Genomic DNA, 14,270 nt, shown 5'->3' on the forward strand with positions numbered 1-14,270 from the left:
ACCGTCCGCTCGCCGAGAGCCTCCGGAAGGCTTTCTGGCAGGTGGGTCTGTATCTCGCTATTTTGATCTCGATCCAACCATTGTGACCCGAGTACCCGTGGTGCTGACTCCCGACAATATCAAAGCCATCGCAGCCGACAGCCGCAAATCGTTGCCAGAGGAACGGCGAGTGAGCCTGCTCGTTCTTTGTGGCCTCGCGTTGGTTATCGGGGTGATGACTGGGCTAGGCGCGGTTGCGTTCCGCGCCCTGATCGGCTTCGTGCACAACGTCTCTTACAATGGCAGAATCAGTTTCGTTTACGATGCTAATATCAGCGAGGGTCCCAGCCGCTTTGGCGACTTCATTCTGTTTTCGCCGATCGTCGGGGGCCTGATTGTCGTTTTTCTCGTGAGGCGCTTTGCTCCCGAGGCAAAGGGGCACGGCGTCCCCGAGGTGATGGACGCGATCTTCTACAAGCGAGGCAACATCCGCGGCACGGTGGCGCTGATCAAGGCTCTGGCTTCCGCAATATCGATAGGCAGCGGCGCCGCTGTCGGGCGCGAGGGGCCGATCATCCAGATCGGGTCGGCGCTGGGCTCGGCCTTCTCTCAATTCATCGGACTCTCCACGCGGCAGAAGATAACGCTACTGTCCGCCGGCGCCGGCGCGGGTATTGCCGCGACGTTCAACACGCCGCTTGGCGGCGTGCTGTTTGCTCTCGAAATTCTCCTACCGGAAGTGTCGAACCGCACCTTCCTTCCCGTCGTCGTGGCGACTGGCGCTGCGACGACGATCGGGCGAATTCTGATCGGCCCAGATCCTGCCTTTGCGGTGCCTGACATTCAGTTTCCCTTGGTTGCGTCGTTCAATCCGCAGGAGGCGATTGCGTTCGTCCTGCTTGGACTGCTGTGCGGCGTCGCAGCCTGGTTGTTTATCCGACTGCTCGTTTTCATGGAGGATGGGTTTCCGAAGCTGTCGGCAAACGAATACGTCCAGAACATCGTGGGCATGGCGGTGATCGGCCTGATGATGGTGGGACTTAGTCGCGCGTTCGGACATTCCTACATTGATGGGGTCGGCTATTCGGTCATTCAGGATATCCTGGACCACAAGATGGCTGCGGCGGGTCTTCTTGCGCTGCTCTTTGCGCTGAAGCTGGTTGCCACGACCGTCAGCCTCGGCTGTGGGGCCTCGGGTGGGATCTTCTCTCCTTCGCTCTATCTTGGCGCCACTTTGGGTGCCGCCTTTGCGGCCGCGACCAGTTCTATTTTGCCTCATTCCGGACTGACGCCTTCCTCGGCCGCTATTGCTGGAATGGCGGCCATGGTCGGCGCGGGAACGGGCGGCGTGATGACGGCCATCGTCATGGTGTTCGAAATGACCCGTGACTACGCGGTCATTGTGCCGGTGATCGTTGCGGTGGCGCTGGCTGCAGGCGTAAGGCGCGCGCTCATCAATGAGACGATCTACACGATCAAGCTGCGCCATCGCGGCCACCGTATCCCCAAGGAGCGACATATCAATCTATATCTGGTTAGGCAGGCCCAAGACATCATGGAGCAGCGCTTTATCGTGGCCAGGGCAGGCACCACGCTGAAACAAGCGTTGCCTGCGGAAGATACTAATGACGCACGAGCGATCGTCGTCGAGCGGGACGGCCGGATCGTAGGGCTAATTCCGCCGCGTTCGGGTCTGTGGATGGAATCTCAAATCAACTCTGACCTTTTCGTCGAAAGATTTGCCGAACGGCGGATCGTCATTTGTCGCGATCAGGACCTCCTGAGCCTGGTGCTTGCGAGACTCAAGCGCCACCGCGCCGGTGCCGCAATCGTTTTCCAAGGCAGCTCCCGCCCACGCGTGAACGACATAGTCGGCATCGTCACCAAGCGTGCGATCGCTGACGCAGTCATCGACAGCTTCGAGAACTGATCCGCGCGGGTATCCGAAGCACTGGCGACTGCGGTTTGCTCACCCTCAACAGGCGATGGCCATTCAGTCAGGCCGTCCTGCGCTGGCTCGCGGGCAGCATGGCTTGCGAGCCGGCCCGACCGGCATGGGGCGCGTTGGACCAGACGATCCGCTGACGCCGACGAAGGCGAGCTGCATCGAGCAGCATCTGCGCCGCCCACCGATAGACGTTCCGCTCGCGCACGAGATCGCGCATCAGCCGCATGCGGTCGCGTTGCTCCGCGGGCGGCATCTGCAACGCCCGGACGAACGCCTCAGCCATTCCGTGCGTGTCATATGGATTGACAATCAACGCCTCCGACAGTTCGCGTGAGGCTCCGGCGAAGCTCGAAAGGATCAGCACGCCATGCTCGTCGTCGCGCGCGGCCACAAATTCCTTGGCAACCAGATTCATGCCGTCATGCAAGCTGGAAACAATGCACATATCCGAGGCTCTAAAAAGTTCGAGAACCTCGTCAGGCTCGTGATGTCGCACGACAAGACGAATCGGCTGAAAATCTCCCTTGCCGTGTCGCGCGTTCACGTCCGCGACCAATCGTTCGGCCTCACCCTGCAGAGAGCTATAGGTAGCGAGCTTACTGCGAGTGGGGGCCGCTGCCTGAATGAAGACGAGCCGCCCGATCCACTCGGGATGGCACCTTAGCAGATCGTCGATCGCGCGAATGCGATCAAGAATACCCTTGGTATAGTCGAACCGCTCTATGCCGACAGCGATGCGGGCATCAGCAGGCAGCGAGAAGCGCCTTCGGACCGCGTCGCGACACTCCCGAACAGGTGCCTGGTCGACGAGCGCCGCCGGCGGCCATTCGATTGAGATCGGATAGGGCCTGATCAGCGTCTCCTGCCCACGGAAAGTGACAGAGGCATGTTCCCGATCGATGCGACTTTCCATGAAACGATCAGCCGCTTCGAGAAAATTGTTGCAATGGAACTGTGTATGAAAGCCAAGGATGGTGCTCCCCAGTAGCCCGTCGATGATTTCGCGTCGCCAAGGACAAATCCCGAACGTTTCGGCGTTGGGCCAGGGGATGTGCCAGAAAGCGATGACCGTTGCCTTTGGCAGCCGATCGCGGATCATCCGGGGCAGCAGGGCGAAATGATAATCCTGGACCAGAACGATCGGATCGTCGCAGGTCGCCTCCTCGACGATTACGTCGGCGAACTGCTCGTTCACCTTCCGGTACTGAACCCAATCCTCCTCCCGAAAGGTCGGGCGTACAAATGCGATGTGACAAAGCGGCCATAGCCCTTCGTTGGCCAGCCCGTAGTAGTAGCCGCTCTGCTCCTTCTCCGAGAGCCATACCCGCCGCAGCAGGTATGTCGGCTCGCCGGGAGGCACGCGCAATCTGTCGGCGGCATCGACCGTGTCGCGGTCGGCGGAGCCCGAGCCGTGCGCAATCCATGTTCCGCCACAAGCTCGCATCACCGGCTCGAGGGCAGCCACCAGGCCGCTCGCCGGAATCTGCAACGTGATCTCGCCGGCGGAGCGGTTGTGAATGTAGGGCTCGCGATTGGACACGACGAGGACTTGGGCATCCGGCAGTTCCTCGAGCAACAGGCGATGCAGGGTCTTCGGCGACCATTCGACGTGAATGCCATTCGCGAAACGACGCTCCATTCTTAGCTCCGAGAGAGCCGCGTGGACCTCACGGCTGATCGGAAAGGGGCTATGCACCAGAGCTTCGTCGGCGGCCCCGTGTCGCACCTCGGTGAGAGCGCCCCGAATCGAACGGGTCCAGGCTCGCATAAGTGCGAGCACGATGGCTGTGGCGAGCAGCCCCAGGCCTGATGTCACGCCGACCAGAGCAAGCAGCGTGTAAAGGCGAGCCTCGTTCGTACGCGTCTCTATATAAGCCAGATCGTGCAGCACCAGCAAATGGCCCGTCGACTCTGCGACGGTGATCGGAAAGGAACTGATGTGGATGTGGCGGCCGGAATCCGCGATCGCAGCGAAGGCGTTGGACCTGGCTCGCTTCAGGCTGTCGCAAGTGACGGACTTCGGAAACTCCTTGGTCGCGTATCGCAGCTGGCCCTGCGCGGAGCAGAAGCCGAGGGCCAGTATCCGTTCATCCTCGGTAATCCGCTCGAACACCTGAGCAAGATCAGTGTCCGGCTTTGCCGTCATCGCCGTAGCGACCTGGTCTCGGATCGATCGGAATACGAGGCGCGAACGCAGGTCGATATCACGCTGGGACCAGTCCTCGACCATGACGGCGGCCAGCAAGGTCAACGCCGCAATCACGACGCCGGCAGCGAGGAGACCGAGCAGCGTGTAGCGAGCGAGCGGATCGCGGAGCGGCCGTTGAGCCACGCGCCGAATCCAGTCGCGGCCGCGCCGCTCGAATTTACCTTCGCTACGGTCCATTCGGTGCTCCATCGATCTCCTGCAACCCACTGCCGTGTCGCGTGGAATGTTTCGAGACCCGCTAGTATTCCGGTCCCGATGCATGCGCTTGCGGATGTGCCTGATCGCTGTGCTTCTCGCCGACCTCCCGCAGGTAGGCAATGATATCGTGTCGAGACAGAGCATCGAGCACCCGAACCGGCATTCTTGCTCCAGGCACCAACTTCTGCGGACCGGCCAGCCACTCGTCGAGCTTGTCGGTAGACCAGGTGAGATGGGCGCTCCTCAAGGCTGGCGAGTAGTTGAAGCCAGCAGCGGAGCCAGCCGGGCGACCGACCACACCCCCCAGCATGGGACCGGTCATGTTCTGGTCCAGCCCATGGCAAGCACTGCAACGCTGGTTAAAGAGTTCTAGACCGTGAACGGCATCCGGAGCAGCATTGGCGAGAAAACGCGACAAATTCTTTGCGTCGGTCGGACTCGCCGAACGGCCAAACGTGTAACTGAGCGTGATGGCATCGACGTGGTCCATGTCGGAGTCCTTGGCGAATGCCGGATCGACATAGAAGACGACGGGCATGTCCACCTTCTGGTGCGGATCGAGACGCTCTTCATTGAAGCAGAAGCACTGAATCTTGTTGAAGTAGATCCCGCTCGTCGGCGGCGTGACGTTGAATGTCGCATGCCCGACAGTCGCCTTGTCACTGAGATTCTCGGCACTGAAGAATACCAGCTTCTGCTCGCCGAGATGAACGGTAACCGAGCGCTGTTCCGGTTCAAAGCGCCACGGCAGCCCGGGCGCGACATTGCTGTCAAAGTCGATCGTCACGGTTCGCTGCGACGTGGTGGTTGGATCGGCATAGGCTCTTTGTGTCGTTCCGCCATATCCCGTTGCGCCACAGAATGCACGGTAGAGTTCGGGCGAATAGGCTACCAGTCCGCACATGATGGCGAGGCCGACAAAGCAGGGCACGAGAACATTCAGATTTCGATAGCGCACGTTCATTTTTCTCTCAGGTGGCCGCTCAAGCCTTTGCGCAGTACACCAAGCGCGCCGGGCAGGAGACCAAAGAAGCTCCAATGCTGCTTGACAAGGCCGTGATCTTGGAAGCGCTTTCGAAGCGCAATTGGCTTGGCGAGACGGATGATCGCCGGCGCCATTCACGGACGTCAGGCATGAAACACGCGAAGGCCCGTTGGATCCTTAACCTGAAGCCGTGTGGGAACCCTACCCGGAAGGACGTTTCGGCTCTCGGCCCACCAGTGCCGGCTCGCCCGTGCCGACCGGAGCCAGCAGCGAAACAGGCGACCGCTGGCGAGAGCCCGTATCAAGCGCGGGTAACAGATGACGGCGGTATTCGCGTTCGATCAGCCTGAAGCAATCACAAGAGAGCTTCGATAACTCGGCGGCATCCTGTATCTTCACGGAACCGCGTCTGGTCACTACCGTTCCATCCCTTTGCAGGACCTCCAGACATTCCGTAACGCTAGCGCGCCGGACGCCGAGCAATTCCGCCAGAACTCCATGCGTGAGCGAAACCTCGTCTTCGCCCGTGGCATTTTGGGCAATCAGCAACCAGCGCGCCAATCGCTGCTTTAGACTATGATAAGAGTTGCAGGCACCCGATTGGGAGGTCTGGGCCAATACGACGGCCAGATATCTCTCAACGACTGAGCGCAAGTGCGGAAGGGATTCCAATAGTTCGCAAAATTCCGCGGTCCTGATCCGCCAGGCATCGCCTGTCAACTGGACTGTTCTTCTGTGCAGCGGCACTCCTCTGGCCGCAAGAATCACCGGAGCGCCGACCAGTCCTTCGGATCCGATCAGCCAGACCTCAACGAATTTCTCGCGGCCCACTTTCGCGGCCACCGACACCAACCCGCTTTCGACAAAGTACACGTGCTCCATCGGCAGCATGTAGTGATGAAGAACCTGACGTGGCGCGAGTCTAACCTGCTCGCAGACGTCCATAACGCGCGAGAGCTCGTCATCCGGGATCAGGCGCAACAGACCGTTTCTAACCTTGGGCGTCATCGCTTTCTGTACACTGCGCAACTCTGGCCGGGGAAGCGTATGGCGGGTTGAACACCTGCACAAGACGCTGTGGAACAGGTCTCAGTAGCATCTTGCCGCACGTCGACATCTATTCCGGTGAGCGGGAGCCGTACCTTCAACTTAGGTATGATCCGCCCTTCAAACGTCCCGCGACAGCGCGTGGTCGGCTGCCTATGTACGCTACCGTACCTTCTCTGGCGACGATCTAGCTAATGGGAGAAAATCCGCTTCGTGTCATAGTCGAACGTCCGAAGCGCAGGTGCATGATGTCAGACAATGAATCCGTGATCGCCGCAATCGAGGAAGCCCAGCGACTTCTGACCGTGTACGATCAGGCGACTTCCAGAAAAAATCAGGAAGACCTGATTGCGATGCTCCAGTTCATTCTGTGTGATCCATCGGTTTCCCTTGCGGTGAGACGATTGAAAAGCCGATCGCGCCTGAGCCTGGTTGAGTCATCCAGGAGGTATGCGGGTTGAAAGTGCGCGAACTCGATCGCTTCCGCTCAATCCAATCTTGAATTCTTGATATGCGGTCGAGCTGATGCTCGCCCGAGGTCGCTGAATGTCCAAAGCACCAATACCAGAAGAGGTTCTGGATTTGATCGTGAGACACATCGATTCCGTGGCTCAACTCGAAGCGCTTCTGTTCCTGCACGCGCGTTCAAGCGAACAATGGGACGCTGCTTCCGTGGCCAAGCGGCTCTATGCGCCCACCTCCGATATGGCAGTGGCCTTGGCCGGGCTCGCCGATGATGGGTTTCTCGTGCGAGATGGCGGGCGATATCGCTATGCCCGGCGTTCGGATCGAGACGCCGCCGTCGAGGCTCTTGCAGAGGCCTATGCGCACTACCTAATTCCCATTACGAATCTGATCCATGCAAAACCCCGCCATATCCGGTCATTCTCGGATGCGTTCAAGTTCCGGAAGGATTAGGAAGCTATGGCCGCGGTGATATACAGCTTGTGTGCGATCACCGGGGCGTTGTGTGCTTGGTTGCTGATTCGCGCGTATCTGCGGACGCGCTCCAGGCTTCTGCTGTGGAGTTCGATCTGCTTCGGGGGTCTTGCACTGAACAACATGGCACTGTGGGCGGACAAGCTGATATTTCCCACGACTGATCTTTCAGTCCTCAGGATATCGATCGGCCTGCTGGCAACGCTCATCCTGCTGTATGGGTTGATCTGGGAGGAGCGTTGATGACACACCTCGCCGGCGTTCTCTCAGGCGCCGCCTCGATGGCCTCTCTGGCTGTCGCTCTGTTCTTTCTGAAGTTTTGGCGACGGACGCGGGATAGGTTCTTTCTGATTTTCGCGGCGGCTTTTACCATCGATGCCATATCGCGCTTCGCGCTGGGAACGAGCCAGGTTTCCGATACGACGGAGCCCATGTACTTCTTGCCGCGTCTGGTGATGTTCGGACTTATTGTGACAGCCATCATCGGAAAGAACGCGGAGCGCAACGGTCCATGAAGCAGACGCGCTGGCTGCCGGATCGCTTGGCGTCGTCGACATGCCGGGTACCGATTTTCAGTATCGTGCCGATCGATTCTTCCAGACGGGACGCGTCCGGTCACACTGGCCGCTCGCCTGGTCTTGCCGCAGCAAGCGTCCGTGCTTTGCGTTGCCGAACGACCGTCGCGTACAAACTCGGTACGAAAACGTACGGCCCCGCGAATCGGCCGTCTTTCAAAGTTGCCCTGAGTGTGAGCGAAGTGAATTGTTGTGCGCGGGGGCGATTCTTGGACACTTCAAGAGAAATTGCATTGCGGTTGCCGCGCGCATATTGCGAGTTCTGTACGACGAGGACTCCGCACGTCCACGAACGCTTAGCCATCAACGGAGTTCAGGTAACACGCTCGGTCTGCTTCATATGCAAGAGAGAGCGGCCAAAGGGACAACCGCACGAGCCGCGGTCGTAGTTTGCAAATGTACGAATGAGCTGGCGCCGATAATTTTCGGTGCGCATCATCTGCAGTAATTCGTCAGGTAGAACGGGGAGAGGCGCTCATGGCCGCGAATGTTTTCGACGAGCATGATGGTCGCGTGAGGTTAATCACCGCGATCGCCATGGAAGTGAAGGCACTTACTTTGAGCGAATCCGGTGACGAGACTGTCTCGATGAGCGATCCGGATGCCGAAAAGCTGGTTTATGCCCGGGCCTACCAAGCCTGGGCCGATTGCAAGATCGAAGGGACGGCGGACGACATATATGAAGCAATCCAAGAGGCGCTGGACGTCTGATCAAGATGCGCCGGCAAACGACATCTCATGAGGACTGTTCGTCATCGGCGTGAAAACAGAGCAGCAAGGACCGCAACGGAGATCATCACATAAAATTCGTATGATAACCATTAGCACGCACTCAGCACAGTTAGCCGAGCGCGAGAAATCGTAGTTTGGCGCATAAGATCGAGCAAATGGCGGAGAGAGTGGGATTCGAACCCACGGTACGGTTTCCCGCACACACGCTTTCCAAGCGTGCGCCTTAAGCCACTCGGCCATCTCTCCGGAGCGCCCTCTCTTGAAGGGGCGCCGGTGATTTTGCAAGAGATCGCGGGGCAATCGGAGGATTTTTCCGCAACTTATTGTTTTTGCGAGAGAATATATCGCGCCGCGCGATCGCCTGGAACCTCCTCAGGTTGAACCAGGCGCGGGTTTGGTGCGACGATTCCCTTGAAACCGCCAAACACACCCGGGGACCCCATGACCATCCGCAAAACCATCGCCATGCTCGGCCTGATTTCGGCCCTTGGCGTCGCCTTCTCCGGGTCCGCCAAGGCGCAGGCCTGCAGCAGGCAGGGCGTCGATGTGACCTGCGACGACGGGCGGCGCGGTGTGCTCTCTGGAGATACCATCCTCTGGCCGGACGGAACCCGCTCCAGCTCGACGCCCCACCAGAGCGTTATCATCGGCAACAAGAGCTCAGTACATGTCGGGCCCGGCGTGTTTGTCGGCCAGGGCAAGGGCGTGGTGCCGATGGATGATCCGAACGCGCCTAACAAGCGGCAATGCGCGATCCTGGACGGCGTGTCGTATTGCTATTGAGGCCCGCTTGCCCTCCCCGCGCGCGGGCGGCGGCAAGATCGATCAAGCTCTCTTAGATCAACCGCACACCCGAGATCGCAGATTTCAGCCAACGTAGCGCTTGCGGCGGTTGCGCCGCGGCTGCCACCTTCTCGGTGCGGCACTTCTCCAACTCGGCAACGAAATCGGACGACCATTGCTGGATGGTGTGGCCACGCAATTTCTTCATCATCGCATCCCAGCGCATCTTGCGCTCGGTAAGCGGCATCGCCGCGGCGACCGCGATCGCACGCGCCATGCCGTCAATGTCGTGAGGATTGACCAGCAGCGCGGTCTCGAGCTCGTTGGCGGCACCGGCGAATTTCGACAGCACCAGCACGCCGGGATCGGCCGGATTCTGCGCGGCGACATATTCCTTGGCGACAAGATTCATGCCGTCATGCAGCGGCGTCACCACGCCGACCTGCGCGGTACGGTAGAGGCCGGCAAGCACGGCCTGGCTAAAGCCCTTGTTGAGATAGCGGATCGGCGTCCAGTCGACCTCGCCATGGCGACCATTGACGTCGGTGACAAGGCGGGCGACCTCGTTCTGGAGATTGCCATACGCTTCAATGCCGCCGCGCGATGGATTGGCGATCTGGAGCAGCGAGATGCTGCGCGCAAACTGCGGCTGCTCCGTCCAGAGCCGGTCGAACGCGCTGATGCGGTTGACCAGCCCCTTGGAATAGTCGAGCCGGTCGACGCCAATCGCGAGCCGCTCGCCGTTGAGGCTGCGGCGCAGACGCGAGACGTCAGGATGCGAGGCCGATTTCGCGGCATAGGCTGCGAATTTCTCCGCATCGATGCCGATCGGAAACACCTCGCAGCGTGTGCGGCCGTACTGCGAGAGCACGACGCCGTCCTCGATGATGAGGCCGAGCTCGCCGCCAGCATAGCCGAGAAAATTCTGGCAATCACCCTCGGTCTGAAAGCCGAGCAGATCATACGCCAGCATCGCCGTGATCAGTTCGCGATGATTGGGCACGCCTTGCATTACCGCAACGACCGGCCACGGCGTGTGCAGGAAGAAGCCGATGGGATCATCGACGCCGAGATCGCGCAACTCCGCGCCGAGCGCGAGGAAATGATAGTCCTGCACCCAGAACGCCGTCTTGTTCTTGCGAAAGCGCATCAGGGCCCGCGCCATGAACGCGTTGACCTCGCGATAGCTGACATAGTCGTCGCGCGAGACGCGGATCAGATCGCTGCGCGAATGCAGCGCCGGCCACAAGGCCGAATTGGCGAAACCTTCGTAATAGCCGCCATAATGCGCCGCCGGCAGGTCCAGCGTTGCGATCGCGCCCGAGCCCAGCGCCTCAATCTCTGCGAATGGCTCTTTCTGATGGCCGTCTCGCACGCGGCCGGAGGAGCCAACCCAGATAGCGCCCGAATGCTCGACAACGGGAAGCAATGCCGCTGCGAGGCCGCCCGTCATGGGCTCGTTGGGTTTGCCGCGCGCAACTCGATTTGAAACGACAACTAAGTTCACAGGTCGTCCCCTCCTGTTCATTCCACCCCGTTTAACTGCCGTTCATCAATATGGTTCCTGTCATCATTTCTACGAAATGAAACCAAAGTCAGGCGTGCGCGTTGGAACCCGTTTACTTCGAGGGAACCCGGCGTTTTCATTTGGGAAAGGGCGATTTTCGTCAGCAGAAGCAGCGCGCGCTATGGAACAGCGCGCGCGACAATACGGCTCTCGCGTGACGCTGCCTTACTCCAGCCTTGTGTCGTCGAGCAGACGCGCAAGGAATGCCCGCACGTCGTTCGGCGCATCGAAGTGACCGTTGACGCCGATGGCACGACGACCCACCGAGAAAGAGAGTCCGTTCATGTCCGGCATGATTGCGAACACGGTTTCGTCGGTGACATCGTCGCCGATGAAGATCGGGCGGCGTCCCCTGAACGGTTCATGCTTCATCAGTTCGCGCACGCCGGTCGCCTTGGTGAAGCCGGAATGCTTGATTTCGCAGACGAACTTGCCGGGCAGCACCTCGATCGGCGCATTAGGCAGATCGGCGCGGATCAGCGAGACGGCTTCATAGATCGCCTTCTCCGCATGCGGCGCGAGGCGATAATGCAGCGCCAGCGAATAGCCCTTGTCCTCGAGCAGGATACCGGGGCTCAGCTTTGCGATCGCAGCCAGGCGCCGCTTCAGCTCCTTGTCCATCGGCGGCGCGTGCACATCGTCGGCCTCGTTGTCCACCGACAGCCGCATCTCCGCGCCGTGGCCGGCCACGGCGCGAAACACGTCGGGCGCGAAGATCAGGTCGATGTCGTTGAGCGAGCGGCCGCTGACCATAGCCAGTGCGCCGGATGTGCGTTCCGTCAGGCGATTCAGCGTCTCCGACAGGCCTGGCGGCACCCACACCTCACGCGGCGTCGGCATCAGATCCAGCAGCGTGCCGTCGATGTCGAGCAGGATCGCGGTCTCGCCGAGATGCGGCACGAGCGCATGCGGCACAGGTACGGCGTCGGGCGCTTCTTCGTCAGGCATGGCGCGCTTCTGGTCCAGTTCAGCAAGTTCAGATGTCATAGTCTACTCCATGGAAGCGAGCGGCCGCGCGATTTGTTCGAGCGATTTGCGCTCCGCGGAAATGGCGTAGCGCCATGCCACGATCGCGGCCGCGATCATCAGGAATGCCCCCAGCAAATAGCCGGCGAACACGCTGTTGCGTGATCCCGTATCGATCAGCGCGCCGAACAGCGCGGGACCGATGACACCGCCGATGCCGGTGCCCACCGCATAAAACACTGCAATCGCCAGTGCGCGGACTTCCAGCGGAAAAGTCTCGCTGACGGTGAGATAGGCCGCGCTCGCCGCGGGCGAGGCAAAGAAGAATATCACCATCCAGGCGATGGTCTGTCCCTGCGCGCTCAACGCGCCGATCGAGAACAAATAGCCCGAAACCGCCAGCAGCAGGCCGGAGACGCCATAGGTGAACATGATCATGGCTCGGCGGCCGAGCGTGTCGAACAGACGACCGAGCAGGAGCGGGCCGAGGAAATTGCCGGCCGCGAACGGCAGCAGGTACCAGCCGACGTGATCGGCGCGGATGTCGTAGAAATCAGTCAGCACGAGCGCGAAAGTGAAGAAGATCGCATTGTAGAAGAACGCCTGCGCAACCATCAGCATCAGGCCAACCAGCGCGCGCTGGCGATAGGTGCCGAACAGGGTCTGCGCGACTTCGCTGATCGGGGTGTGATCGCGCATCTTCAGTCGCAGCTTGGGGAAACTCTCGCGGCTCGCCTCCTGATCATGCCCGATCACCGAGCGCTCGATGCCGTCGACGATCTCGTGCGCATGGTCGGGGCGGCCATGGATCATCAGCCAGCGCGGGCTTTCCGGGATCCACATCCGCATCAGCAGCACGACGAGGCCAATGGTGGCGCCAATGAGATAGGCGAGACGCCAGCCGAGATCGGGACCGATCACCGCGGGGTCAAGCAGCACGATGGCTGCCACGGCACCCATCGCCGCGCCGATCCAGAAGCTGCCGTTGATGACCAGATCAGTCCAGCCGCGATAGCGCGCGGGCACCAGTTCCTGGATGGTCGAATTGATCGCGGTGTATTCGCCGCCGATGCCGGCACCGGTCAGAAAGCGAAACAGCGCGTAGCTTGCGATATTCCACGATAGCGCGGTCGCGGCCGTCGCGGAAAGATAGAGTGCGAGCGTAATGAAGAACAGCTTCTTGCGGCCGATGCGGTCAGTTAGCCAACCAAACCCGAGCGCGCCGAGCACGGCGCCGGCGAGATAAGCGGAGTTGGCGACGCCGAGATCGAGATTGGAGAAGCGCAGCGTCGGGCTCTGTTTCAGCGCGCCCGACAGCGCCCCTGCGAGTGTCACCTCGAGCCCGTCGAGAATCCAGGTGATGCCGAGTGCCAGCACGACACGCGTGTGAAAGCCGCTCCAGGGAAGCGCATCGAGCCGCGCAGGAATGCTGGTCTCGACGATGCGATCAGTTGCGGCCGCCGCCGAGACTGCAGGTCCATCATTCAGCGCTGCGCTTTGCTGCAAGTCCATGGGGCTGCTGGGTCTTGGGGGTGCGGCATTCTGCCTGCCACCCGCGACAACGTCTGCAGCATCTGCCGGTTCCCTGAGGAACCCCGTCGAATGCCGGCCGTTTTCGCTGCAGCCGCAAGGAGTTGATGCATGGCTCATGTCAGAAAGACGACACATTCGCGCAAAACGACGGCACGCAAGAACACCAGCGCGAGGCGCGGCGCCGCCCGCAAGAGCACAAAGCGCGCCTCGCCAAAGCGGTGGTCGCAGCGAGTGACGAAAGAGAGTGATGCGCTCGACCTTAAGCGCGGCGTGTTCAAACTCTCAAGTCCGAAGAAGATCGCAGCGTCGCTGAAGCGCTCGGCCGAGCACAGCGCGCGCCGCAAGACCGGCGCTTATCGCTCCGCACTGTCGATGCTGAGTTTCTACATCAATCGCGCCGGCAAGACTTTGCCTAAGACTCAGCGTGAGCGCCTGGAGAGGGCGAAGGTGGAGCTGAAGCGGGCGTTCGGGAAGGAGTGAAGCGCCGATCCGGGAACCACACTCCGCAGCAATGGCTTCGCGACGACTCGGAGTTGCCAGCTCGTGCAACAGTGCAGTTCGGTGGTTATGGGTCCCGGATCGGCGCGCGCTTGAGGCGCGCTTGTCCGGGACGATAGCGGAGGGTGATGCAACGGCGCGGACTTCAGATGTAGCGAAGTTACGCCGCCCTGATATTCGCCATGAAGCGGTCGAGCTCGGCGCGCAGGCGGGTGCTTTCGGACGACAGCGTCTTTGCCGAGTTCAGCACCTCTTCCGAGGCTGAACCGGTTTCGGCGGCGCCACGGTTGACCTGGCCGATGTCGGTCGCC

At 60.6% G+C, this 14,270-nt stretch carries 15 protein-coding genes and 1 tRNA gene; 8 read left to right on the plus strand and 8 right to left on the minus strand.

Annotation, left to right across the window (positions count from 1 at the left end):
* Positions 1–97 precede the first annotated feature (97 nt).
* On the plus strand, positions 98–1,909 hold the full coding sequence (locus XI06_RS18675) for a chloride channel protein (protein ID WP_271606108.1): 1,812 nt from the start codon (positions 98–100) through the stop codon (positions 1,907–1,909).
* Positions 1,910–1,976: 67 nt separating this feature from the next.
* Here the strand turns inward: XI06_RS18675 and XI06_RS18680 are convergent, their stop codons facing one another.
* From XI06_RS18680 to XI06_RS18695, 4 genes are all read right to left on the minus strand, one after another.
* Complete coding sequence (locus XI06_RS18680; protein WP_271606109.1) at positions 1,977–4,313, minus strand: alpha,alpha-trehalose-phosphate synthase (UDP-forming); 2,337 nt, start codon at positions 4,311–4,313, stop codon at positions 1,977–1,979.
* Positions 4,314–4,374: 61 nt separating this feature from the next.
* On the minus strand, positions 4,375–5,298 hold the full coding sequence (locus XI06_RS18685; RefSeq protein WP_271606110.1) for a cytochrome c oxidase assembly protein: 924 nt from the start codon (positions 5,296–5,298) through the stop codon (positions 4,375–4,377).
* Entirely contained in the window at positions 5,295–5,453 is a 159-nt protein-coding gene (locus tag XI06_RS18690) for a hypothetical protein (RefSeq protein WP_237864258.1), read from the minus strand. The genes XI06_RS18685 and XI06_RS18690 overlap by 4 nt, the downstream gene beginning before the upstream one ends.
* Before the next feature lie 67 nt (positions 5,454–5,520).
* Complete coding sequence (locus XI06_RS18695) at positions 5,521–6,327, minus strand: Crp/Fnr family transcriptional regulator (RefSeq protein ID WP_237864259.1); 807 nt, start codon at positions 6,325–6,327, stop codon at positions 5,521–5,523.
* A gap of 284 nt (positions 6,328–6,611) precedes the next feature.
* Here XI06_RS18695 and XI06_RS18700 point away from each other — a divergent pair, with 284 nt between their 5' ends.
* The 5 genes from XI06_RS18700 (at position 6,612) to XI06_RS18720 (ending at position 8,591) form a co-directional block, all read left to right on the plus strand.
* On the plus strand, positions 6,612–6,827 hold the full coding sequence (locus tag XI06_RS18700) for a hypothetical protein (RefSeq protein WP_237870766.1): 216 nt from the start codon (positions 6,612–6,614) through the stop codon (positions 6,825–6,827).
* A gap of 85 nt (positions 6,828–6,912) precedes the next feature.
* Positions 6,913–7,284: a hypothetical protein gene (locus tag XI06_RS18705; protein WP_237864261.1), complete on the plus strand. Its 372-nt coding sequence runs from the start codon at positions 6,913–6,915 to the stop codon at positions 7,282–7,284.
* 6 nt (positions 7,285–7,290) lie between these two features.
* Complete coding sequence (locus tag XI06_RS18710; RefSeq protein WP_237864262.1) at positions 7,291–7,548, plus strand: DUF5985 family protein; 258 nt, start codon at positions 7,291–7,293, stop codon at positions 7,546–7,548.
* Positions 7,548–7,820, plus strand: a complete 273-nt coding sequence (locus XI06_RS18715; RefSeq protein ID WP_237864263.1) for a DUF5985 family protein — start codon at positions 7,548–7,550, stop codon at positions 7,818–7,820. The genes XI06_RS18710 and XI06_RS18715 overlap by 1 nt, the downstream gene beginning before the upstream one ends.
* Before the next feature lie 537 nt (positions 7,821–8,357).
* Entirely contained in the window at positions 8,358–8,591 is a 234-nt protein-coding gene (locus XI06_RS18720; protein ID WP_237864264.1) for a hypothetical protein, read from the plus strand.
* A gap of 177 nt (positions 8,592–8,768) precedes the next feature.
* On the opposite strand, the gene XI06_RS18725 is transcribed toward XI06_RS18720, so the two are convergent.
* Positions 8,769–8,858 (minus strand) — tRNA-Ser (locus tag XI06_RS18725).
* Positions 8,859–9,053: 195 nt separating this feature from the next.
* On the opposite strand from XI06_RS18725, the gene XI06_RS18730 reads away from it, so the two are divergent.
* Positions 9,054–9,395, plus strand: a complete 342-nt coding sequence (locus XI06_RS18730; protein ID WP_271606111.1) for a hypothetical protein — start codon at positions 9,054–9,056, stop codon at positions 9,393–9,395.
* 52 nt (positions 9,396–9,447) lie between these two features.
* On the opposite strand, the gene XI06_RS18735 is transcribed toward XI06_RS18730, so the two are convergent.
* From XI06_RS18735 to XI06_RS18745, 3 genes are all read right to left on the minus strand, one after another.
* Entirely contained in the window at positions 9,448–10,902 is a 1,455-nt protein-coding gene (locus tag XI06_RS18735) for a trehalose-6-phosphate synthase (protein ID WP_271606112.1), read from the minus strand.
* A 225-nt stretch (positions 10,903–11,127) separates the two neighbouring features.
* A complete protein-coding gene (gene otsB, locus XI06_RS18740; RefSeq protein ID WP_237864286.1) occupies positions 11,128–11,949 on the minus strand; it encodes a trehalose-phosphatase in 822 nt (273 codons plus the stop codon).
* A 3-nt stretch (positions 11,950–11,952) separates the two neighbouring features.
* On the minus strand, positions 11,953–13,440 hold the full coding sequence (locus tag XI06_RS18745) for an MFS transporter (RefSeq protein ID WP_237864287.1): 1,488 nt from the start codon (positions 13,438–13,440) through the stop codon (positions 11,953–11,955).
* A 129-nt stretch (positions 13,441–13,569) separates the two neighbouring features.
* Between XI06_RS18745 and XI06_RS18750 the strand changes: the two genes are divergently transcribed.
* The gene (locus XI06_RS18750) at positions 13,570–13,941 is read left to right on the plus strand and encodes a DUF3175 domain-containing protein (RefSeq protein WP_271606113.1); all 372 of its coding nucleotides are present in this window, start codon (positions 13,570–13,572) and stop codon (positions 13,939–13,941) included.
* Positions 13,942–14,270 lie beyond the last annotated feature (329 nt).

Origin of the sequence: Bradyrhizobium sp. CCBAU 11434, from assembly GCF_028128895.1 — a bacterium.
GTDB classification, from domain to species: domain Bacteria; phylum Pseudomonadota; class Alphaproteobacteria; order Rhizobiales; family Xanthobacteraceae; genus Bradyrhizobium; species Bradyrhizobium zhengyangense.

What these genes read in the sequence shown, in the direction of transcription:
- XI06_RS18715 (WP_237864263.1), top strand. Translation starts at nt 7,548, where the DNA reads ATGACACACCTCGCCGGCGTTCTCTCAGGCGCCGCCTCGATGGCCTCT.
- XI06_RS18680 (WP_271606109.1), bottom strand. Translation starts at nt 4,313, where the DNA reads ATGGACCGTAGCGAAGGTAAATTCGAGCGGCGCGGCCGCGACTGGATT.
- XI06_RS18710 (WP_237864262.1), top strand. Translation starts at nt 7,291, where the DNA reads ATGGCCGCGGTGATATACAGCTTGTGTGCGATCACCGGGGCGTTGTGT.
- XI06_RS18705 (WP_237864261.1), top strand. Translation starts at nt 6,913, where the DNA reads ATGTCCAAAGCACCAATACCAGAAGAGGTTCTGGATTTGATCGTGAGA.
- XI06_RS18750 (WP_271606113.1), top strand. Translation starts at nt 13,570, where the DNA reads ATGGCTCATGTCAGAAAGACGACACATTCGCGCAAAACGACGGCACGC.
- XI06_RS18720 (WP_237864264.1), top strand. Translation starts at nt 8,358, where the DNA reads ATGGCCGCGAATGTTTTCGACGAGCATGATGGTCGCGTGAGGTTAATC.
- XI06_RS18685 (WP_271606110.1), bottom strand. Translation starts at nt 5,298, where the DNA reads ATGAACGTGCGCTATCGAAATCTGAATGTTCTCGTGCCCTGCTTTGTC.
- XI06_RS18700 (WP_237870766.1), top strand. Translation starts at nt 6,612, where the DNA reads ATGATGTCAGACAATGAATCCGTGATCGCCGCAATCGAGGAAGCCCAG.
- XI06_RS18745 (WP_237864287.1), bottom strand. Translation starts at nt 13,440, where the DNA reads ATGGACTTGCAGCAAAGCGCAGCGCTGAATGATGGACCTGCAGTCTCG.
- XI06_RS18730 (WP_271606111.1), top strand. Translation starts at nt 9,054, where the DNA reads ATGACCATCCGCAAAACCATCGCCATGCTCGGCCTGATTTCGGCCCTT.
- XI06_RS18695 (WP_237864259.1), bottom strand. Translation starts at nt 6,327, where the DNA reads ATGACGCCCAAGGTTAGAAACGGTCTGTTGCGCCTGATCCCGGATGAC.
- XI06_RS18690 (WP_237864258.1), bottom strand. Translation starts at nt 5,453, where the DNA reads ATGGCGCCGGCGATCATCCGTCTCGCCAAGCCAATTGCGCTTCGAAAG.
- otsB (WP_237864286.1), bottom strand. Translation starts at nt 11,949, where the DNA reads ATGACATCTGAACTTGCTGAACTGGACCAGAAGCGCGCCATGCCTGAC.